The 21,153-nt window shown below is 65.6% G+C and carries 15 protein-coding genes; 8 read left to right on the top strand and 7 right to left on the bottom strand.

The annotated features are described in order from the left end of the window. Window positions 1–134: 134 nt before the first annotated feature. The 4 genes from msrB to OPU69_RS14985 form a co-directional block, all read right to left on the bottom strand. Window positions 135–638 (bottom strand): peptide-methionine (R)-S-oxide reductase MsrB, encoded by a 504-nt coding sequence (msrB, locus tag OPU69_RS15000; protein WP_060979353.1) that lies wholly within the window; start codon window positions 636–638, stop codon window positions 135–137. 78 nt (window positions 639–716) lie between these two features. Continuing rightward, window positions 717–1,955 carry a cytochrome P450 gene (locus tag OPU69_RS14995; protein WP_498512093.1) on the bottom strand — a complete coding sequence of 413 codons (1,239 nt, stop codon included), beginning with the start codon at window positions 1,953–1,955 and terminating at the stop codon, window positions 717–719. A gap of 318 nt (window positions 1,956–2,273) precedes the next feature. Then, window positions 2,274–3,743 carry an ammonium transporter gene (locus tag OPU69_RS14990; protein WP_081096891.1) on the bottom strand — a complete coding sequence of 490 codons (1,470 nt, stop codon included), beginning with the start codon at window positions 3,741–3,743 and terminating at the stop codon, window positions 2,274–2,276. 15 nt (window positions 3,744–3,758) lie between these two features. Then, window positions 3,759–4,097, bottom strand: a complete 339-nt coding sequence (locus OPU69_RS14985; protein ID WP_023839107.1) for a P-II family nitrogen regulator — start codon at window positions 4,095–4,097, stop codon at window positions 3,759–3,761. A 256-nt stretch (window positions 4,098–4,353) separates the two neighbouring features. Here OPU69_RS14985 and OPU69_RS14980 point away from each other — a divergent pair, with 256 nt between their 5' ends. The 7 genes from OPU69_RS14980 to OPU69_RS14950 all read left to right on the top strand — a co-directional run bounded on the left by OPU69_RS14980 (window position 4,354) and on the right by OPU69_RS14950 (window position 18,328). Beyond that, a complete protein-coding gene (locus tag OPU69_RS14980) occupies window positions 4,354–5,289 on the top strand; it encodes an ABC transporter ATP-binding protein (protein WP_060979351.1) in 936 nt (311 codons plus the stop codon). Between the two features lie 3 nt (window positions 5,290–5,292). Beyond that, entirely contained in the window at window positions 5,293–6,897 is a 1,605-nt protein-coding gene (gene nadB / locus OPU69_RS14975; RefSeq protein ID WP_498512090.1) for an L-aspartate oxidase, read from the top strand. A 332-nt stretch (window positions 6,898–7,229) separates the two neighbouring features. Then, window positions 7,230–8,312 carry a serine hydrolase gene (locus OPU69_RS14970; RefSeq protein ID WP_060979622.1) on the top strand — a complete coding sequence of 361 codons (1,083 nt, stop codon included), beginning with the start codon at window positions 7,230–7,232 and terminating at the stop codon, window positions 8,310–8,312. A gap of 199 nt (window positions 8,313–8,511) precedes the next feature. Then, window positions 8,512–14,004 (top strand): AMP-binding protein, encoded by a 5,493-nt coding sequence (locus OPU69_RS14965; RefSeq protein WP_498512088.1) that lies wholly within the window; start codon window positions 8,512–8,514, stop codon window positions 14,002–14,004. Between the two features lie 43 nt (window positions 14,005–14,047). Next, complete coding sequence (locus OPU69_RS14960) at window positions 14,048–17,737, top strand: SDR family oxidoreductase (protein ID WP_498512086.1); 3,690 nt, start codon at window positions 14,048–14,050, stop codon at window positions 17,735–17,737. A 58-nt stretch (window positions 17,738–17,795) separates the two neighbouring features. Continuing rightward, window positions 17,796–18,044: a type II toxin-antitoxin system ParD family antitoxin gene (locus OPU69_RS14955; protein WP_060979616.1), complete on the top strand. Its 249-nt coding sequence runs from the start codon at window positions 17,796–17,798 to the stop codon at window positions 18,042–18,044. Then, entirely contained in the window at window positions 18,041–18,328 is a 288-nt protein-coding gene (locus OPU69_RS14950) for a type II toxin-antitoxin system RelE/ParE family toxin (protein WP_498512083.1), read from the top strand. The genes OPU69_RS14955 and OPU69_RS14950 overlap by 4 nt, the downstream gene beginning before the upstream one ends. A gap of 128 nt (window positions 18,329–18,456) precedes the next feature. On the opposite strand, the gene OPU69_RS14945 is transcribed toward OPU69_RS14950, so the two are convergent. The 3 genes from OPU69_RS14945 to OPU69_RS14935 all read right to left on the bottom strand — a co-directional run bounded on the left by OPU69_RS14945 (window position 18,457) and on the right by OPU69_RS14935 (window position 20,348). Beyond that, window positions 18,457–19,200 carry a M48 family metallopeptidase gene (locus OPU69_RS14945; RefSeq protein ID WP_498512081.1) on the bottom strand — a complete coding sequence of 248 codons (744 nt, stop codon included), beginning with the start codon at window positions 19,198–19,200 and terminating at the stop codon, window positions 18,457–18,459. A 111-nt stretch (window positions 19,201–19,311) separates the two neighbouring features. Further along, the gene (locus OPU69_RS14940; protein WP_060979619.1) at window positions 19,312–19,749 is read right to left on the bottom strand and encodes a YcgN family cysteine cluster protein; all 438 of its coding nucleotides are present in this window, start codon (window positions 19,747–19,749) and stop codon (window positions 19,312–19,314) included. Continuing rightward, complete coding sequence (locus OPU69_RS14935) at window positions 19,737–20,348, bottom strand: SCO family protein (RefSeq protein ID WP_498512078.1); 612 nt, start codon at window positions 20,346–20,348, stop codon at window positions 19,737–19,739. The genes OPU69_RS14940 and OPU69_RS14935 overlap by 13 nt, the downstream gene beginning before the upstream one ends. A 120-nt stretch (window positions 20,349–20,468) precedes the next feature. Here OPU69_RS14935 and OPU69_RS14930 point away from each other — a divergent pair, with 120 nt between their 5' ends. Continuing rightward, a complete protein-coding gene (locus tag OPU69_RS14930; protein ID WP_498512076.1) occupies window positions 20,469–21,086 on the top strand; it encodes an ankyrin repeat domain-containing protein in 618 nt (205 codons plus the stop codon). Window positions 21,087–21,153 lie beyond the last annotated feature (67 nt).

Here is a 21,153-nt window from a genome sequence, read left to right as displayed (position 1 = left end):
GCCATGGCAGCTACCTCCTGCCATATTGAATCAACCGTTCACGCCGCGCGCAAGCGGTTAATAGGTCCTGACCCTAGGCCGCAAGCTGATAAGGCTCCGCGTCTCTCCCCTGAAGGGGAGAGAGCATGATGGCTTCAAGCCGCACCCGCCCGGAACAGCATTGCATCGCCGTTCATGCAATAGCGCAGGCCCGTGGGCTTGGGCCCGTCCTCGAACACATGGCCGAGATGCCCGCCGCACCGCCTGCAGTGCACTTCGGTGCGCGGATAGCCGAGTAGGCGGTCGGTGCTGGTGCCCACCGCCCTGGGCAACGGCGCGTAGAAGCTCGGCCAGCCGGTGCCGCTTTCATATTTGGTCTTCGACGAGAACAGTGGCAGCTGGCATCCGGCGCACAGGAAGGTACCGGCGCGCTTTTCCTTGTTGAGCGGGCTGGTGAAGGGCCGTTCAGTCCCTTCCTGGCGCAGCACATAATATTGATCCGCCGTCAGCTGCTGCTTCCACTGCGCATCGGTCTTCGTGATCTCGAACTTGCCCTTGGCGCGCGCGGTGGCAGCGCCGAAGGAGAAGTTCGCAAGACCGAACAGCCCGAGGCCGGCGGCCCCGAGCAGTCCGGCGTTCAGAAATTCGCGTCGTTGCATCGTCACGTCCCCGTGTCATCGTCCGGCCCGTTACGCCGGTCAGGATGCCATAGTTACGCGCGCGCCGCCAACGCGGCTTCAATATTTGCTTAAAGACACCTGCATCGAGCGATAGCCGTGCACGAAGCATGCGCGCACGCGCACCGGCTCCTCGAGCACGTTCACCCGCATCCGGCGCTTGGCCATTTCCTCGAGCAGGATGGCGATCTGCAGCTCGGCGAGGCGCGCGCCGACGCAGCGGTGGATGCCATAGCCGAACGCAAGGTGCCGCCGCGCATTCTCGCGGTCGACGATGATCTTGTCGGCATCTTCGAACACGCTCTCGTCGCGATTGCCCGAGATGTACCACAAGGCGAGCTTGTCGCCCTTCTTGATGGTTTTGCCGAACAGGTCGTAATCCTCGAGCGCGGTGCGGCGCATATGCGCGAGCGGGGTCTGCCAGCGGATGATTTCCTGCACCGCATTGGGGATCAGCTCGGGGTTCTGCTCGAGCTTCTCGCGCTGGTCGGGGAATTGCTGCAGACCGTAGACCAGCCCCGACATCGAGTTGCGCGTCGTGTCGTTGCCGCCGACGATCAGCAGGATGAGGTTCCCCATGAACTCGAACTCGTCCATCTCGCTCATCGCGTCCGAATGGATCATCATCGAGATCAGGTCGGGCGTGGGCTCGGCGTTGATCTTGGCATCCCACAGCTTCTTGAAATAGGCGCCCATCTCGTAAAGGTGTTTGAGCCGCTCCTGGCGCAGCTCCTCGCTATGGACCAGCTCGATATCGCCCGCCCAGTCGGACCATTCGGTGAGCTTGCGGCGGTCCTCCCACGGGAAGTCGAACAGGATCGCGAGCATCTGCGTGGTGAGCTCGATCGAGACCTTGTCGACCCAGTCGAACGGCTGGTCCCAGGGCAGGCCGTCGAGAATTTCGGCGGTGCGGCGGCGGATATCGTCCGACATGCGCTTCATCTCGGTGGGCGTGAAGGCCGGCGCGACGGTGCGGCGCTGGCCGGTATGCTTGGGCCGGTCCATCGCGATGAACATCGGCATCACCAGTTCGGTGCCGTCGTCGATCCGGTCGGCCAGCGTGATGCCGCCATATTCGTAGGACGAGGAAAAAATCTCGGGCAGCGCCTCGACATGCTGGATCGCCTTGTGGCTGGTGACGTTCCAGAAATTGCCGAACATGCCGTTTTCGGTCCAGTGGATCGGATCGAGTTCGCGCATCTGGCGGAAGGGCTCCTGCCAGCGGTCTTCGACATACCAGCTGGCATCGCTCATGTCGTAATTCAGCGCGGCGGCGGGTTCTTTCAAAACGGTGGCCATGGCTCTCTCCTTCGATGCAACCCGGCCCGTCAGGGTCCGGTGCAATGTCGTCCGGGACCGGGGTTTGCGACGTCCCGGCAGGTGCCGCTTTCTCGCGGTCTGTCGGACGGAAGGTCTCACCTTGCTGACAGCTTTGTCAATAGGGTTTCGATCTGAAACCGATAAGGCGCCGCGAGCCATCGGCAAGGCCATGGCGACGAACGCAAAAAAACGGCCGGGATGTCGCCATCCCGGCCTTGAGTTGTCAGTTCGCAGGAGGAACCTCTGGAGGTCTGCGGCGGGTGCTAGCTGGTCCCGCCGCAGACCAAGCTCGTGAAATCAGTAGTTATAGGCGCGCTCTCCGTGTTCGGAGATGTCGAGCCCGGCCTGTTCGACCTCTTCGGAGGGACGCAGACCGATGGTGAACTTGAGTGCGTAGAAGAGCACGGCGGAGACCAGACCCGACCAGATGATGGTGATGCCCACCGCCTTGATCTGGGTAATGACCTGCGCAGCCATGTCATATTCGCCAACGCCCGCCGGGAAGACGGTGTAGTCGAAAAAGCCCTGGCCACCGAGTGCGGGGTCGGCGACGATGCCGGTGCCGATCGCACCGATGATGCCGCCGACGCAGTGAACGCCGAACACGTCGAGCGAGTCGTCATAGCCGAGCTTGTTCTTCACCGTGGTGACGAAGAAGAAGCAGACGATCGAGGCGGCAAAGCCGAGCAGGATCGAGGTCATCGGTGCGGCCAGACCCGAAGCAGGGGTGATCGCGACGAGCCCTGCAACCGCGCCGGTGGCAGCCCCCAGCAGCGAGGGCTTCTTGTGGACGATCTGTTCGATCACGGCCCAGGCGACGGTGGCGGCGGCGGTGGCGACGAAGGTGTTGATGAAGGCGACGGCGGTCACGCCATTGGCTTCCAGGTTGGAGCCGGCGTTGAAGCCGAACCAGCCCACCCACAGCAGCGAGGCACCGATCATGGTCATCACCAGCGAGTGCGGCGGCATGGCTTCGGTCTTGTAGCCCAGGCGCTTGCCGATCACGAGGCAGCCGACGAGCCCTGCGATACCGGCGTTGATGTGCACCACCGTGCCACCGGCAAAGTCGAGCGCACCCATGCCCCAGAGCAGCCCGGTATCGGTCGGCGCATCCGGCAGGAAGTCCGGTCCAGCCCAGTACCACACCATGTGCGCGACCGGGAAATAGGCGAGCGTCAGCCACAGCACCGTGAAGATGATCAGCGGGGTGAACTTCACGCGCTCGGCAAAGGCCCCGACGATCAGCGCCGGCGTAATGCAGGCGAAGGTCATCTGGAACACCACGAAGGCGAGCTCGGGAATATAGACGTTGTTCGAGAAGGTGGCGGCGAAGGTGGTGCCGTCGACCCCCGCCAGGAAGGCCTTGGACAGGCCGCCGATATAGGGCGATCCGCTGGTGAAGGCGAGGGAATAGCCCCAGCTCACCCAGACGAGTGCGGCGACTGACACGATGGTCAGCACCTGCATCAGCACCGAAAGCATGTTCTTGGTACGCACCAGGCCGCCATAGAAGAGGGCGAGGCCGGGGATCGACATCATCAGCACCAGCACGGCGGAAACGAGCATCCAGGTGGTGTCGCCCTTGTCGACCATGCCCGCCATCTGCTCGGCGGTCGGAGCCTTGATCGGACCTTCGGCAACCGCCGTGACGGCCTCTTCGACCACTTCTGCAGCCGGGGCGGTGGTCGCAGCCCAGGCCTGGGCTGCGGTGAATACGCTAAGCGCTGTCGTTCCGACCACAGCGCCAATCTTGTGCAAAGGTTTCATCATTCCCCTTTCCCCTTACAGTGCCGTGTCGCCGGTCTCGCCGGTGCGGATGCGCGTCGCTGCCGCCAGGTCGAAAACGAAGATCTTGCCGTCACCGATGGAATCCGTGTTGGCGGCTGCCTGAATGGTTTCGACCACCTGCGGCGCGATATCGTCGCTGACCGCGATCTCCAGCTTCAGCTTGGGGACCATGTTGGTGGTATATTCGGCACCGCGATAAATTTCGGTCTGGCCCTTCTGGCGGCCGAAGCCCTTGACTTCGGTCACGGTCATGCCCGCGACGCCCAGGCTGGTGAGGGCTTCGCGCACCTCGTCGAGCCGGAAGGGTTTGATAATGGCAATGATGAATTTCATTACGCCCCCATTGGTTATTTTATTGCGGGGTTGGCCCCGTCACCGCAGCAAAGCTACGCAAGCCACGTGCCAAATGCTGGAATCGGGCGTTTCCTAATGAATCGCTAACCGCGTGACAGGCAGGCGCGCTCAAAATTTGTGCACATGCGAAGCGGTGCATAAAATTTAGGCAGCATTTGTGCTGCACCTGCACACATCACGGGCAGGTGCACCTTTCCCTTTGCGCTCGGTTGCCCGTGCGGCTAATCCGCTTTTCGTGACGGAAGCTGCCATATCGATCGACAATCTGCGCAAGCTCTATGCGGGTGCAGGCAAGGCCCCCGACAAGCTGGCGCTCGACGGCGTCAGCTTCGATGTTCCGCGCGGGCAGATTTTCGGCCTGCTCGGCCCCAATGGCGCGGGCAAATCGACGCTGATCAACATATTGTCGGGCATGGTCCGCAAGACCTCCGGGTCGGCGCGCATCTGGGGCTTCGACATCGATGCCGATCCGCGCAACGCCAAGGCCTCGATCGGCATCGTGCCGCAGGAAATCGTGTTCGATCCCTTTTTCACCCCCGCCGAGGCGCTCGAGCTGCAGGCCGGATTGTTCGGCGTGCCCAAGGCGGAGCGGCGCACCGCCGAGCTGCTGCGCGCGGTAAGGCTGGAGGACAAGGCCAATGCCTATGCCCGCACGCTCTCCGGCGGGATGAAGCGGCGGCTGCTCGTTGCAAAAGCCATGGTGCATTCGCCGCCGATCCTGGTGCTCGACGAGCCGACCGCGGGCGTCGATATCGATCTGCGCCAGCAGCTCTGGGACTATGTGCGCGAATTGAACCGCGCCGGGGTCACCATCGTGCTGACCACGCACTATCTCGAGGAAGCCGAGGAATTGTGCGATCGCATCGCGATCATCAACCACGGCAAATTGATTGCAAACAAGCCGACGGCCGAGCTGGTCGGAATGGCGCGCGAGAAGCTGATCGTGCTGACCCTCGACCAGGATGTGGCAGAGCTGCCGACCGATCCGGATTTCGACAAGGTCAGCAGGATTACCGACCGGGTGATCGAGATCGGTTACAGCAAGGACCGGCTCAACGCCGGCCAGGTGATGACCCGCGTGCGCGCCGCCGGATATGATATAGTCGACGTCTCGACCCGCGAGCCCGATCTCGAGGACGTGTTCCTCAACCTCACCAAGGCGGCGGCCTAGGCCATGGCGGGGGGCAAGGATCACGATGTCCTGATTATCGGATCGGGCGCGGCGGGGCTGACCGCGGCGCTGAGCCTCGCGCGGCATTGCCGGGTGCTGGTGCTCGCCAAGGGCGACATTTCGGGCGGATCGACCGCCTGGGCGCAGGGCGGCATCGCGGCGGTGCTCGAAGAGGGCGACACGTTCGAAAGCCATATCGAGGACACGATGGTCGCGGGCGCCGGGCTCAACCGGCGCGAGACGGTCGAATTCGTGGTCGAGAACGCTCCGGCAGCGATCCAGCATCTGGTCGATCTCGGCGTACCGTTCAACCGCAACGGCGGCAGCGGCGACCATGCCGACGACCTGCACCTCACGCGTGAGGGCGGGCACAGCCATAGGCGCATCGTGCATGTCGACGATGCCACCGGCTGGGCGGTACAGCAGGCGCTCGAACGCGCGGCGCTTGCCAACCCGAACATCACATTGCTGCCCGACATGGTCGCGATCGACCTGATCGCCGACCGGCACCGCGTCTCGCCTGCGGGTGACCGGCGCATCTGGGGCGCCTATGCGCTCAACCGCGCCACTGGCCATGTCGAGGCGCTGACCGCGCGTGCGACGCTGCTGGCGAGCGGCGGGGCGGGGCGCACCTATTTGTTCTCGACCGCGCCGAGGGGCGCGACCGGCGACGGCATCGCCATGGCATGGCGCGCGGGCGCGCGCGTCTCGAACATGGAATTCATGCAGTTCCACCCGACCTGCCTGTACAATCTCGACGTCAAGAACTTCCTGATCACCGAAGCCGTGCGCGGCGAAGGCGGGCATCTGCTGATCCCCGAGACCGGCTATCGCTTCATGGGCGATTTCGACGAGCGGCTGGAACTCGCCCCGCGCGATGTCGTCGCGCGTGCGATCGACCACGAGATCAAGCGGCTGGGGCTCGATTACGTGCATCTCGACATCAGCCATCAGCCGCCCGAATTCGTGCGGGGCCATTTCCCGACGATCTACGACAAGCTGCTGGGCCTCGGCATCGACATCACCCGCGATCCGATCCCGGTGGTGCCCGCACAGCATTATACCTGCGGCGGCGTGCTGATCGATCTCAACGGCCGCACCGACCTGCCGGGACTCTATGCGGCGGGCGAGGTCAGCCAGTCGGGGCTGCACGGCGCGAACCGGCTTGCGTCCAACAGCCTGCTCGAATGTTTCGTCTTCGGCGATGCGGCGGCGAAGGACATTATCGAACATTGGGACGAGCTCGGCCCGGCACCTCAGATCCTGCCCTGGGACGAAAGCCGCGTCACCGATTCGGACGAGGAGGTCGTCGTCCAGCACAACTGGCGCGAGATCCGCCGCTTCATGTGGGATTATGTCGGCATCGTCCGCACCACCAAGCGGCTCGAGCGCGCGCGGCACCGGATCGAGCTGCTGCGCAGCGAGGTCGAGGAATATTACGGCAATTTCCGCGTCACCCCCGACCTGGTCGAGTTGCGCAACCTGATCGAGGTCGCAGACCTGATCGTCCGCTCCGCGCTCGAACGGAAGGAAAGCCGGGGGCTGCACTATAACAGCGACTATCCCGGCCTGCTGCCGGTCGCAGAAGATACCGTGCTGGTTCCCTGACCCCAATGCCCTCGCCCTTGATGGGGGGCTGGGTGGGGGTGACCGGGCCGGATGGTGCGGTCCTTGCGACTTGGCACCTGGCCGCGCCACCACCCTCATCGCTGCGACCAGCCAGCAAGCTGGCAAGTTTCGCTGCCTCTCCTATCCAAGGAGAGGCGAGAGCGCCGACATCTCCCCATTGCGCGGGGATTGGCACTGCTCATCGCGCCCAGCGCCGGGTTCGCCGCAAAAGCGGCCCGGCATGCGGAACCCGTGGCTAGACCGCTTCAGCGCGGATACATCTGTCAGTCCGCATGGTCGCCAAACCCGAAGATGCTGCTAGAAAGCCCTGCATGGTCGCCCGTCCGCTGGTCCTGATCCTCGCCACCGCTGCCTTGTCGGCATGCGTATCGACGCCGAAACAGGTCGCGCAGCCGCGCCCCGCGCCGCCTGCGCCTGCGCGCGTTCAGGCGGTGCCGCCGCCGCTCGCGCCGCGTGCGGCCAATGTCGTGCCGCAGGGGCTGCGCGACGAGCTGCAGGAACTGTGGCGGACCTTTCCCGGCAAGACCGGCATCGCGGTGCGCCGCATCGATGGCGACTGGGTGATCGGCCAGCGCGGCGGCGAGCTGTTCCCGCAGCAGAGCGTCTCGAAGCTCTGGGTGACGATGACCGTGCTCGAAAAGGTCGATCGCGGCGAGGTATCGCTCGATCAGGAAGTCACGATCACCGCCAATGACCTGACGCTGTTCCACCAGCCGCTCGCCGCGCGCGTGTCGCGCGAGGGTGTGGTGCGCGAAACGGTGCGCTCGCTGATCAACGAGGCGCTCACCGCGAGCGACAACAGCGCCAACGATGCGCTGCTGCGCACCGCCGGGGGCCCCGGCGCGGTGCAGGATTTCCTGCGCCGCAAGGGCCTTGCCAATATCCGCTTCGGACCCGGCGAGCGCCTGCTGCAGAGCTCGATCGCGGGGGTCGAATGGCGGCAGGAACTCTCGGCCGGGCGTGCCTTCCAGGCGGCGCGCGAGCGCGTCCCGCTCGACCGGCGGCGCAATCTTCTGTCGGCCTATGTTGCCGATCCGATCGACGGGGCGAGCCCCGAAGGCATTGTCGATGCGCTCGCGCGGCTGGCACGCGGCGAATTGCTCTCGCAGAGCTCCACCCGGCTGATGCTCGAAACGCTTGGCCGTACACGCAGCGGCCCAAACCGGCTGAAAGCGGGGGTTCCTGCGGGCTGGCAGTTCCTGCACAAGACCGGCACCGGGCAGGATCTGCCCCCGGTTTCGACCGGCTATAACGATGTCGGCATCATGACCGCGCCCGATGGAACCCGCTATGCCGTAGCGGTCATGCTCGCCGAGACCACGGCAAGCATCCCGGCGCGCATGCAGCTGATGCAGGCGGTGTCGCGCGCGGTAGGGCGCTGGCACCAGCGCTGATCGGCGCGCGGGGTAATCAGCGCTACCGCTCCACGAAACATTGTGTTATCCGAAGGGCGGGAGACATTTGTTTCGTTCGCCGCATCCGGCATTTGCGATTTGGGAATCGCGATAGACCGGGACGGCAGGAGAGCTGCGAACTCATGTCGTTCCCCCATTCCACCTGCCTGTCCAGGCCCGTCCTCTGACCGCCCCCCAGATGGTGGCATCACCTGCCGTTCCGCCGCGCGCCAATCCTCTGACCGATTCGGCCAGCTGGACCGCCATGCGCAACGCGTGCATCGCCGATCCGGGCGGCTTTCATGGCGATCAGGCGCGATCGTCGATCTGCTGGTATCTGCCTGATGAGCAGGCCTGGGGTTTTTTTGACCGCGACGCCGGTGCTTGGACCGGATGGGATGCAGCGACCGGCGAACCGTGCAGTCTCGACCTGCCCGCCGACTACACCCCCTGGGAACGCGGGCTCAATGCCGACAACCCTCCCAACTGGCGCTGGTTCGAGGGCGCCTTCACCAATAGCGGCTTTAACGAGGTCGACCGGCACGTGCTCGCCGGGCACGGTGCGGAGACCGCGCTGATCTTCGAGGGCGACCGCTGGAACATGTCGTCGGACAACGGCCGCGGCGGCCCGGTCGATTGCTACCCGGTCAGCCGCAAGGCGCTGATGCTCGAAGCTGCGAAATGTTCGCTGGCGCTGGCCGCATTGGGCCTCAAGGCGGGCGATCGCATCGCGCTCAACATGCCCTCGATCCCGGCGCAGATCTACTGGACCGAGGGCGCCAAGCGCGCAGGCATCATCTACACGCCGGTATTCGGCGGGTTCAGCGACAAGACCCTGTCCGATCGCATCGCCGATGCAGGCGCGCGAATCGTCATCACCGCCGATGGCAGCTATCGCAACGCGCAGATGGTGCCGTTCAAGACGAGCTATACCGATCCGGCGCTCGACAATTTCATCGGCGTCGGCACCGCGATGGCGCTGCTCGCCGGCGCGCTGGCCGATCCGGCGAACGAGGCCGATGACAAGGTGCGCGGTGCGATTACCGGCGCGGTGATGGAACTGCTCGACGGCGAGGTCACGGTCGAACGCTCGGACGTGATGCGCGGTGTCGGCCGGGCGCTCGACGATCTCGCCCAGGGCTCGGCGCTCAATGCCGCGCAGGCGGCGAACCTGCGCATGGCGATCGCGTCTGCCCTGGTCGATTCGCCGCCGCGCGTCGAGGCGGTGGTGGTGGTGCGCCATACCGCGCAGCCCGATCTGGTGTGGAACGCGCACCGCGATCACTGGAGCCATGACCTGACCGCCCAGGCGGGCGAGCAGATCCTCGAGGCTGCGCGCGCGCTCGGGCTCGATGTCGCCGATGAGGCCGCATTGCTCGCGCTGCCCGATGCCGATTTCGTGGCCGCCATCTGGGCGGTGTCGCGCCCGCTGCCGGTCGATGCCGAATATCCCAATTTCATCATCTACACCTCGGGTTCGACCGGCAAGCCCAAGGGCGTCGTGCACGTGCATGGCGGCTATTGCGCGGGTGTTGCGGCGACCATGCCGGTGGCGTTCGACGCCGCGCCCGGCGATGTCATGTTCGTCGTCGCCGATCCGGGCTGGATCACCGGGCAGAGCTATCTGATCGCAGGGTCCTTGCTGTGCCGGGTGACGACGATCATCACCGAAGGGTCGCCCGTCTTCCCGCATGCCGGCCGCTTCGCCTCGATCATCGAGCGGCACAAGGTGCAGATCTTCAAGGCCGGCGTCACCTTCCTGAAAAGCGTGATGCAGGACCCGGAGAATCTCAAGGACATCCAGGCCTACGACATGTCCTCGCTCAAGGTCGCGACCTTCTGCGCAGAGCCGACCTCGCCTGCGGTCCAGGCCTTCGCGATGGAGCATGTCACGCCCTGGTATATCAACAGCTATTGGGCGACCGAACATGGCGGCATCGCCTGGACGCATTTCTACGGCAATAGCGATTTCCCGCTGCGCCCCGACGCGCACACCTATCCGCTGCCCTGGATCGTCGGCGATGTCTGGGTCGAAGACCCCGACGCGCCGCCGCTCGAATTCGGGCTGGAGCGCGAGGAGCCGGGCGGCGTGCCCTGGCGGCGCGCGAAGAACGGCGAGAAGGGCGAAATCGTCATCGCGTTGCCCTATCCCTATCTCACCCGGACCATCTGGGGCGATACCGACCAGTTCACGCTGGAACCGGCGTCGGGCGGCATCCGCGTCAACCCGCTCTGGCGCGGGGATGCCGTCCGTTACGCATCCACCTATTGGGGCCGGTGGAAGGGCACCTGGGCGTATACCCAGGGCGATTTCGCGATCCGGCACGAGGACGGGTCGTTCTCGCTCCATGGCCGGTCGGACGATGTCATCAACGTTTCGGGCCATCGCATCGGCACCGAGGAGATCGAGGGCGCGATCCTGCGCGACAAGACGCTCGATCCAGGCTCTCCGGTGGGCAACGTGCTGGTCGTCGGCGCACCGCATCGCGAAAAGGGGGCGACGCCGATCGCGTTCGTCACCACCATCGCCGGACGCAGGCTGACCCAGGACGATCGCCGCCGCCTGACCGACCTCGTTCGCACCGAAAAGGGCGCGGTCGCGGTGCCGCAGGATTTTCTCGAGGTCGCAGAATTTCCCGAAACCCGATCGGGCAAGTACATGCGCCGCATGGTGCGCGCGATCGTCGAGGGCGGCGATATCGGCGACACCTCGACGCTGCGCAATCCCGAGAGCATCGACGCGCTCAAATCCGCCGTCGCTGCCTGGCAGCGCAAGCAGCAGCTCGCCGAGGATCAGGCGCTGTTCGAGCGCTATCGCTATTTCCTCATCCAGTACAACGATCTGGGCGATGGGCGCCGGGTCGCGACGGTCACCGTGACCAATCCGCCGGTCAATGCGCTCAACGAACGCGCGATCGACGAGCTGGTGATCGTGGTCGAGCATCTCGCGCGCAAGGACGATGTGATCGCGGTGGTATTTACAGGCCAGGGCACCGCCTCGTTCGTTGCCGGCGCGGATATCCGCCAGATGCTCGAAGAGGTGAACAGCGTCGAAGAGGCGGGTGTGCTGCCCAACAACGCGCAGCTGGCCTTCGCTAGAATCGAGAACATGGGCAAGCCGTGCATCGCGGCGATCCAGGGCGTGGCTTTGGGCGGCGGCATGGAGTTCGCGCTCGCCTGCCATTATCGCATCGCAGAGCCGGTGGCGCGCTTCGGCCAGCCGGAGATCAACCTCAGGCTGCTGCCCGGCTATGGCGGTACGCAGCGCCTGCCGCGCCTGCTCGCCGAACGCCGCGCTGCCGAAGGCCTGCGCGATGCGCTCGACCTGATCCTCGGCGGGCGCGCGATCGGGGCGCAGGAAGCGCTGGAGCTGGGCGCGATCGAGCAGATTGCCGATGGCAGCGACGATGTGCTGAGCATGGCGCATGCGATGGTGCGCGAATATGCCCGGCACGGGGCGGAAAGCCCGCTGGGCAAGGCCTTTGCCGACCGCAAGGCGATGACCAAGCGCTGGGCCCATGCCGCGCATATCGATCTCGACGCGGTGCTCGAGGACGCCTTTCTGCAACGCATCATGAAACAGCTCGATTGGGCAGGCCGGGGCGAGGCGGGAAGACGCGCGCTCGATGCGGTGCGCACCGGCTGGACCGAGGGCATGGTCGCGGGGCTGAAACGCGAGGGCGAGCATTTCGCCGAAGCGATCATCGATCCCGAAGGCGGCAAGACCGGCATCCGCCAGTTCATGGACAAGCAGTCGCCGCCGCTCCCCGTCCGCCGCAACGGCGTGTGGATCGACGACGAGCATGAGGGCAACAAGGCGGCGATGATCGCGAGCGGACAGCTGCTTGCCGTCGGTGCGCCCTTCTATCCGGGCGTCACCGCGATTCCGCCGAAACAGCTCGCCTTCGGCATCAGCCGCGACCCTGATACCGGCGCACCGCGCTTCGGGCCTCCGGCGAGCCATGAGCGCGAGCATATCGTGCCCGTGGTCGCGCCCGAGCCGAACGAGGCTCTGGTCTACATGCTGACCAGCGAGGTCAATTTCAACGATATCTGGGCGCTCACCGGCATTCCCGTCTCCCCCTTCGACGCGCATGACGAGGACGTCCAGATCACCGGATCGGGCGGGCTGGCGCTGGTCGCCTCATTGGGCAGCGAGGTGAAGGCCGAAGGCCGCTTGCGCGTCGGCGACATGGTGGTCGTCTATTCGGGCACCTCGGACCTGTTGTCACCCCAAGCAGGCGACGACCCGATGTTCGCAGGCTTCGCCATCCAGGGCTATGAGACCAAGACCGGCAGCCATGCGCAGTTCCTCAACGTGCAGGGGCCGCAGCTCCACCGCGTGCCGCCCGACCTGACGCTCGAACAGGCGGGCAGCTATGTGCTGAACCTGGGCACCATCACCCGCTGCCTGTTCACCACGCTGCAGATCGTGCCGGGCAGGACGATCTTCGTCGAGGGATCGGCCACCGGCACCGGGCTCGATGCGCTAAAATCGAGCATCAAGTCGGGGCTCAAGGCGACCGGCATGGTCTCGAGCGAGAGCCGCGCCGCGTTCGTCAAGGAACAGGGCGCGGTCGGGGCGATCAACCGCAAGGATCCGCGCTTTGCCGGGGCCTTCACTGCCGTTCCGGACGATCCCGAGGCCGCAAAGGCCTGGGAGCGCGAGGGCGAGGGCATCCTCGAGGAATATCGCCGGATGAACGGCGGCAGGCTCGCCGATTTCGTCGTCAGCCATGCGGGCGAAAGCGCCTTTCCGCGCAGCTTCCAGCTGCTGGAGGAGCATGGCACGCTTGCCTTTTACGGCGCGTCCTCGGGCTATCATTTCAGCTTCATGGGCAAGCCTGGCAGCGCCGCGCCTTCGGACATGCTGGCGCGCGCACAACTGCGTGGTGGGGAATCGGTGCTGCTCTATTACGGTCCCGGCAGCCGCGATCTCGCCGATCCGCTGGGGCTGGAGATGATCGAGGCGGCGCGGCTGTACAAGGCGCGCACCGTCATCGTCACCACCACCGACGGGCAGCGCGAATTCCTGCAGTCGCTGGGGCTCGAGGAATCGGTCGAGGGGATCATCAGCCTGGAAGGGCTGAAGCGCCGTGATGCCGAATTCGTCTGGCCCGACAGCCTGCCGCGCCTGCCCGATGCCCGCGCTGATATCGAGCGGTTCAAGGAGGGTGTGCGCCGCTATCAGCAGCACACGATGAAGCCGTTCGGTACGGCGATCGGCAAGATCCTGGGATCGCCCGGCAATCCGCGCGGCGTGCCCGATCTGGTGATCGAGCGTGCCGGCCAGGATTCGCTCGGCGTCTCGACCTCGCTGGTGAAACCCTTTGGCGGACGCGTGGTCTATGCCGAGGAGATGGCGGGCCGCCGCTACACCTTCTACGCGCCGCAGGTCTGGACCCGGCAGCGCCGCATCATCATGCCGACGGCCAATATCTTCGGCACGCATCTGTGCAACGCGCACGAGGTGACGGTGATGAACGCCATGATCGCGGGCGGACTGCTCTCGGTCACCGAGCCTTTGGTCGTCGACTGGGACGGCCTGCCGGAGGCGCATCAGGCGATGTGGGACAACCGGCACACCGGGGCGACCTATGTCGTCAACCACGCGCTGCCCGCGATGGGCCTGCGCAGCCGCGACGAACTGCTCGAATATTGGGCCAGCACATCCACCCTCCCCAGGGATTGACCCCAGCCAATCGCCCTGATCGGGCGTTTCAGGAGATAAAGACATGACGGCAGGCAAGGGCAGGGGCGCGAAGGTCGATCCCGCTGGCGGCAAGGCGGCGACGGGCAGGCTCGCGGGCAAGGTGGCCCTGGTCACCGGGGCTGCGGGCAATCTGGGCGGCGCGATCATCCGCCGCTTCATCGCCGAGGGCGCGACTTTGGTGATGACCGGGCGCACCGAAGAGCGGCTGGCAGCGGCGAAACAGGCGCTGCTCGACGAGACCCGGGTCGACGAAGCGCGCGTCTTTACCGTGGTCCTCGACGGGGCCGATCCGGACTCGGTGCGCGCCGGGATCGATCAGGTCAAGGCGGCGCTCGGCCGGATCGACGTTCTGGTCAACAATGCGGGCTCTGCCGGCCCACGCCAGACGCTCGAGAACGTCCCGCTGACCCGCGAGGAGATGACCGCGAACGGTGATACCGAAACCGTCGCCGATGCGATGCGCAACTTGCTGGGCGTCAGCTGGAACCTCACCCGCGCTGCAGCCCCGATCATGCCGGTCGGCGGATCGGTGGTGAACATCTCGACCATCTTCTCGCACACCCGCTATTATGGCCGTACCGCCTATGTCGTGCCCAAGGCGGCCTTGAATGCGCTGAGCCAGGAGCTGGCCAAGGAGCTCGGCGCGTCCGGCATCCGCGTCAACACCGTGTTCCCCGGCCCAATCGAGAGCGAGCGCATCCGCACCGTCTTCGCCGCGATGGACGCACTGCAGGGCGAGCCGGAAAACACCACCGCGAACCATTTCATGGGCCGCATGACGCTCGAACGCGCGGTCGGCGACGCGGCGAAGCAAAAGACGCTGCCCGTGCCCGGCGATATTGCCGATGCCTGCCTGTTCCTCGCCAGCGATGAATCGGCGGCGCTCAACGGCAACGAGATCGACGTGACCCACGGCATGCAGGTGCGCAAGGATTCGCGCTCGACCTATATGACGCGCCCGTCGATGCGCTCATTGGACGGAGCGGGCCTCACCGTGCTGATCGCGGCGGGCGAGGCGTGGGAAGACGCGCTCGAAATGGCGAAGATCCAGGCGGCATGCGGTGCGCGCGTGCTGCTGGGCATGACCCGCCAGGTCGATGTTGCGCAGGCCGAGGCACGGGTAAAGGCGCAGGGGGCAGAGGAAGGCCTTACCATCATGCGCTTCAACCGCGCCGAGCCCGAGGGCATGGAGGCGGCGATACGCGCCTATTCGGACGCGCATGGCGCGATCCACAGCGCGATCGTGCTGCCGGTCAAGCCCGCCGGCCATTTCGGCAATTCGCTGGTCGAGGCCAGCGATGCCGAGGTCGATGCGCTGATCGATATCGAGCTCACCGGCACCATCGCCATCGCGCGCACGCTGCGCCGCTACTGGAAGGGCCGAACCGATCTGATGCAGGACCCGCGCTTCGTGTTCATGTCCGGCCCCAGCGACGGCAAGGGCAACAAGGCGGGCCGCATCCTCACCGCCGCGATCGCGCAGCTCATCACCATCTGGCGCGATGAATCGCGCGTCGATCTGGCGCAGGGCCGCCAGAAGCGCGCCGCCTGGGGCAACCAGATCGTGCGCTACACGAACGAGGAGGACGAGAACACGCGCTTTGCCGCGGGCCATGCGACGCGGATCGTCTTCAAGGAACAGAAGATCACCGAAACCTCGCTCTATCTCCCCGCCAATATTGGCGAGGAGACCGGTGCCCGCCGGGCGATGCTGGGCTTTGCCGAGAACATCACCGGGCTGCATCTGGGCAAGGTGGCGATGATCACCGGCGGATCGGCGGGGATTGGCGGCCAGGTCGCGCGGCTGCTCGCGCTTGCGGGCGCCAAGGTGATGATGGTCGCGCGCCGCGCCAGCGAGCTCGAGGCCGCGCGCGAACGGATCGTCGGCGAACTGCAGGATGTGGGTTTCTCAGGCGTCGAGCGCCGGGTCAAGATCATGGCCGATGTCGATGTCAGCGATTTCGATTCGCTGCGCCGCGCGGCGGATGCGACCATGGCCGAGTTCGGGCGGATCGATTACCTGATCAACAATGCCGGCGTCGCAGGCGCGGAGGACATGGTCATCGACATGAGCCTCGACATGTGGCGCTGGACGTTGGACGCGAACCTGATCAGCAACTATCTGCTGATGCACTATGTCGTGCCGATCATGAAGCGGCAGGGTTCGGGCTATATCCTCAACGTGTCGAGCTATTTCGGCGGCGAGAAATTCCTCGCCGTCGCCTATCCCAACCGTGCCGACTATGCCGTGTCCAAGGCGGGCCAGCGCGCGATGGTGGAAAGCTTCTCGCGCTTTCTAGGCCCCGAAATCCAGGTCAACGCGATCGCGCCCGGCCCGGTCGATGGTGATCGCCTCTCGGGCACCGGCGGCAAGCCCGGCCTGTTCCTGCGCCGTGCGCGGCTGATCCTCGAGAACAAGCGGCTGAACGCGATCTATGCGGCGGTGATCGAATCGATCCGCGAAGGCGCGGAGGTACCGCATGTGCTTGGTCGTCTGGCGCGCAACGATACCGGCTATCTGAGCCACGACCGCTCGACCCCCGATCCGCTGCGGCTGCTCTGCCTCGAACTCGCGCGCGAGGGCGACGGCATCTGCACCTGGGACCGCTATCTGCTCACCCCCGATATTGCCGGCCGTCTGCTGATGCGGCTCGCTTCTGCGGGCTATCTGCTCGCGCATGACGAATGGCAGCAGCGCAGCGCGAGCGCCGAAGGCCGCACCGGCTGGCTGCTGGCATTGCCGCCCGACGACATGCCGTACCTGCCGCAAGAGCGCATCGGCAAGGAGGCGGACAAGGTGGGGCGCGGCGTACTGTCGCAGCTGCATCTGGGCGCAATGCCCAAGGAAAGCGAGGTCGCGCAGGCGACGGTCTTCTACCTTGCCGATCGCGCGGTGAGCGGCGAGACCTTCATGCCCTCGGGCGGGCTCAGCGTCGAACGCTCGTACACCGAGCGCGAGATGTTCGGCAGCCCGAAGCAGGAGCGGCTCGAGCAGATGAAGGGCAAGACCGTGTGGGTGATCGGCGAGCATCTCGCCGATTATATCGCCGAGACCGCCAACCATCTGATCGGCGGGCTGGGCGTGGCAAAGCTGGTGCTGCTCACCCGCAGCGAGGCCGGCGGCGCGAGCGTGCTCGCCCTGCTCGACCAGGAGATCGCCGACAAGGTCACCGTGCGCGTGTGCGGCGGCGATGTCGAAAGCGCGATGGACCAGGCGCTCACCGATTTCGGCCGCCCCACCACGGTCGTCTCGACCCCGATGGCGGGCCTGCCCGACCGGCTGTTCGAGGACGGCGCGATGCTCGAGCCAGAGGAATTCCGCACGCTGTGCGAGGAGAACCTGACCCAGCATTTCCGCGTCTCGCGCAAGGCCTCGCTCTATGACGGTTGCCAGCTGGTGCTGGTCTCGCCCGACGTGCCCTTCGGCCAGAGCGGCCCGGCGTTCGCGCTCGCCAATTTCGTCAAGACGACGCTGCACGCGTTCACCGCGACACTGGCGGTGGAAAACGAGCGGCTGGTGCATGATGTTCCGACCAACCAGATCAACCTGACGCGGCGGGTGCGTTCGGAAGAACCGCGCAACGCGGTGGAGCACCAGGAAGAGCTCAAGCGCTTCGCCCGCGCGGTCCTGCTGGTCGGCGCCCCGCTGCCCGATGCGCAGGATTCGCGGTACAGGGCGCGGATTTACCGGGGCACGTCGATGACGGTGTGATTGTGGTGTAATACTTTTTGGTATATCGTGGCAGCCCTGTACCACCACGAGGCTGAACATGGCACGCAACACCTCCGTGACGATCGGAGATCATTTCTCCGGCTTCATCGCCGAGCAGGTTCGGACCGGTCGCTATGGCTCGGCCAGCGACGTGGTCCGCGCCGGTTTGCGATTGCTCGAAGAGCATGAGGCCAAGGTGCGTGCCTTGCAGGAGGCGCTGATCGAGGGAGAGCAATCCGGCGAGCCGCGCCCGATCGACTTCGAGTCTCTGAAGGCGCGCAAGCGGGCGGAGCGCGCCGCGCGGTGAGATCGCTCGTCTTCCTGCCTGCTGCGGAAGCCGATATCGAGGCCATTTGGGACTATAGCGCAGACCGTTGGGGCGAAGATCAGGCGGATCGGTACACCGATGATATCCGCGAGCTGTGCGAGGCATTGGCGCGGGACGATAGATCAGGCAGGCCGGTCGATGTTCGTCCCGGATTGCTGAAATGCAGGATGGCATCGCACATGATCTATTTCCACAGCGAGGCCGAGAGGATCGTCGTCGTTCGGGTTCTGCACGGTGCCCAGGATGTGGAACGGAATTTGTAGCGGTTGTCCATGGCGTCCCTCGACTTCGCTCGGGACAAACGGACGGGGGCAAGGCACCCTGCCAACGTTCCGAGTTCCCGAGCGACGTCGAGGGACCTGTGCGCCGATGGTCGCGAGAAGTCGCAGCCTCAACCCCCGCCTACCAGATAAAGACTGCGCCCATGCGCCTTCAGCCAGCGGTCGGCGGACTTGCGGTCGCCTTCGAACAGGTGGTCGAGCCAGGCGTAGAAATCCGGGCTGTGGTTCATATGCTTGAGGTGCGCGACCTCGTGCGCGACGACCGAGCGGCGGACCATGTCCGGCGCAAGGATCAGCCGCCAGTTGATGCGGATGGTGCCGTTCGCCGAGCAGCTGCCCCAGCGGCGCGCGGCGCTGCTGAGCGCGAGCGATGGCGTCGCGATGCCCGCGCGGGCGCAGTAATCGGCGAGATCGGCGGTGCACAGGCGCTTGGCTTCGGCCTTGAGCCAGCGGGTGAGGCGCGGTTCGAGCGTCTCGCGCGCACCACCGACGTGGATGGTGCCGTCGGAAGCGATGACCGTGCGGCCATGCGCGGCGTCCCAATCGATCCTGTGTGGCTGCCCGCGATAGGGGATGACCGCGCCGGGCTCGATCGGCGTGCTGGTGCCGGCGCGCGCAAAGCTCGCCTCGATCCAGTCGGCCTGGGTGCGGGCAAAGGCGATGCCCTCGCCGAGCCGGGCGTGGCGAGGCAGCGTCAGCAGCAGTGCGCCCCTGGCCGGATCGGTGCGCAGCCGGATGGCGCGCGCGCGGGGGTGACGGCGAACGACCAGCGCATAGTCGCGGCCGTTGATGGTCAGGCGTTGCGGTGCTTGCGGCGCGGCGGGCTTTCGCAGGAGAAGGCGGGCTATGGGCATAGGCGGATCGCCCTCACCCTTCCCACGCCTGGCGGCGCGGGCCCCTTCCCTCTCCCGATGGGAGAGGGAGGGAGGCGCGAAGCGCCTGAAGGGTGAGGGTGATCGGTCCGATCACAATTCGCTCTCGATGATATGGTTTTCGATGGGACCTGCATGCACCTCCGAAATCACCCGGCCGATCACCGAATGCCCGCCGGCGTGCATCGCGGCAGCGCTGCCGGTGCGCAGATGGTGCCAGTCGGGCAGCGGCAGGCCGTCGGCGCGCAGGCGATAGGCGCAGGTCGAGGGTAGCCAGGCGATCGAGCCGACATTGCCCTGGGTCAGCCGCAGGCAATCGGGCACCAGCGCGCGCCGATGGCGATAGTCGGAACAGCGCGCGGTGCGCGTGTCGAGCAGGCGGCAGGCGACATTGGTGGGGTAGATATGCCCCGTATCCTCATCCTCAACCTTGTGCAGGCAGCATTTGCCGCAACCGTCGCACAAGGCCTCCCATTGCGCGCGATCGAGGCTCGCCAGTGGCCTTTCCCAGAAGGGGGTCAGCTGGTCCATTTGTCGATTTCGGCAGCGATCGCTTCCGGGCTTTCGTCATAGGGCAGCAGCGCGATCGGTTCGCCCTGCTTGCCCATCAGATAGGCCTGACGGCTGTGATCGACCAGATAGGCCTTGGGATCGGGTCCGGCGGGCTTTTGCGCCTTGTACATGACGAGATAGGCGTCGGCGACCGCCTTGATCTGTTCAGGCGTGCCGGTGAGGCCGATCAGGCGCGGGTGGAAGGCGCTGACATATTGCTTGAGCACCGCAGGCGTATCGCGCTCGGGATCGATGGTGATGAAGATCGGCTGGATCGCCTTCGCACGCTCGGGCTGGGCCTTTTCGAACTTCGCGAAACCGGCGGCGATCTTCTGCAGGTCGACCGGGCAGACATCCGGGCAATAGCTGTAGCCGAAATAGAGGATGCGATATTTGCCCGCAAAATCGCTGTCCTTCACCGTCTTGCCGTCCTGATCGGTCAGCGTGAACGGTCCGCCGATCTTCGCGCCATCGAGCGGGGCTTCGGGCTTGGTAGCGGTGCTGTCGCACGCGGTCAGGGACAGCGGAAGCGCCAGGGCGAGCGCGGCGGCGAGGGCGGGAAAGAGGGATTTGTTCATGACAGGTTCGTCTCTGCTCTGCTATGCAGGCGCTTTCAAGGGGGCATTGCGGTCGGCAGCTCCACTGGCCGCGTTCCCGATGCCAGCATATCAAGGATCATGGACCCTGTGACACCCCGAATGAACCGTTTTTCGCGCCTGTGGTCGGCAATTCTGGCCTTTGCGCTGCTCTTCCCCGTTGCTGCCCAGGCCCAGTTTTCGGACAGCTACAATTTCTTGAAGGCCGTGCGCGAGCGTGATGGTGACAAGGCGACGCAGATGCTCAACGAGCCGGGCAGCACCATCGTCAACACCAAGGACATTACCAGCGGCGAGACCGCGCTGCACATCGTCACCGCGCGGCGCGACCTGACCTGGATGGGGTTTCTGCTGCAGCGCGGGGCGAACCCCAATGCGCGCGACAAGAACGGGGTGACGCCGCTGATGCTGGCAACCAATCTGCGCTTCGTCGACGGTGCCGAAACGCTGCTCGGCCGCAAGGCCCAGGTCGATGCCACCAACAATTCGGGCGAGACCGCGCTGATCCGCGCGGTGCAGCTGCGCGACCTCGCCATGGTTCGCCTGCTGCTCAAGAACGGTGCCAATCCCGACAAGCAGGACACGATCGCAGGCCAGTCCGCGCGCGATTATGCCAATGGCGATTTCCGCAACCCGCAGATCCTCGAGGCGATCACGTCGAGCGACAAGGACCGCAAGGCGGGCACCGACGCACCCAAGGTGTTCGGTCCGACGGGGTAAACCAAAATCCTCCCCGAGCTCGTCTCGGGGAGGGGGACCGCCGACCAGAGGTCGGGGGTGGAGGGGA

This window comes from Blastomonas sp. 34TW (assembly GCF_059803595.1).
This window is presented reverse-complemented; position numbering and strand designations above follow the sequence as displayed.

What these genes read in the sequence shown, in the direction of transcription:
- msrB (WP_060979353.1), bottom strand. Translation starts at nt 638, where the DNA reads ATGCAACGACGCGAATTTCTGAACGCCGGACTGCTCGGGGCCGCCGGC.
- OPU69_RS14995 (WP_498512093.1), bottom strand. Translation starts at nt 1,955, where the DNA reads ATGGCCACCGTTTTGAAAGAACCCGCCGCCGCGCTGAATTACGACATG.
- OPU69_RS14990 (WP_081096891.1), bottom strand. Translation starts at nt 3,743, where the DNA reads ATGAAACCTTTGCACAAGATTGGCGCTGTGGTCGGAACGACAGCGCTT.
- OPU69_RS14985 (WP_023839107.1), bottom strand. Translation starts at nt 4,097, where the DNA reads ATGAAATTCATCATTGCCATTATCAAACCCTTCCGGCTCGACGAGGTG.
- nadB (WP_498512090.1), top strand. Translation starts at nt 5,293, where the DNA reads ATGGCGGGGGGCAAGGATCACGATGTCCTGATTATCGGATCGGGCGCG.
- OPU69_RS14970 (WP_060979622.1), top strand. Translation starts at nt 7,230, where the DNA reads ATGGTCGCCCGTCCGCTGGTCCTGATCCTCGCCACCGCTGCCTTGTCG.
- OPU69_RS14965 (WP_498512088.1), top strand. Translation starts at nt 8,512, where the DNA reads ATGGTGGCATCACCTGCCGTTCCGCCGCGCGCCAATCCTCTGACCGAT.
- OPU69_RS14960 (WP_498512086.1), top strand. Translation starts at nt 14,048, where the DNA reads ATGACGGCAGGCAAGGGCAGGGGCGCGAAGGTCGATCCCGCTGGCGGC.
- OPU69_RS14955 (WP_060979616.1), top strand. Translation starts at nt 17,796, where the DNA reads ATGGCACGCAACACCTCCGTGACGATCGGAGATCATTTCTCCGGCTTC.
- OPU69_RS14945 (WP_498512081.1), bottom strand. Translation starts at nt 19,200, where the DNA reads ATGCCCATAGCCCGCCTTCTCCTGCGAAAGCCCGCCGCGCCGCAAGCA.
- OPU69_RS14940 (WP_060979619.1), bottom strand. Translation starts at nt 19,749, where the DNA reads ATGGACCAGCTGACCCCCTTCTGGGAAAGGCCACTGGCGAGCCTCGAT.
- OPU69_RS14935 (WP_498512078.1), bottom strand. Translation starts at nt 20,348, where the DNA reads ATGAACAAATCCCTCTTTCCCGCCCTCGCCGCCGCGCTCGCCCTGGCG.
- OPU69_RS14930 (WP_498512076.1), top strand. Translation starts at nt 20,469, where the DNA reads ATGAACCGTTTTTCGCGCCTGTGGTCGGCAATTCTGGCCTTTGCGCTG.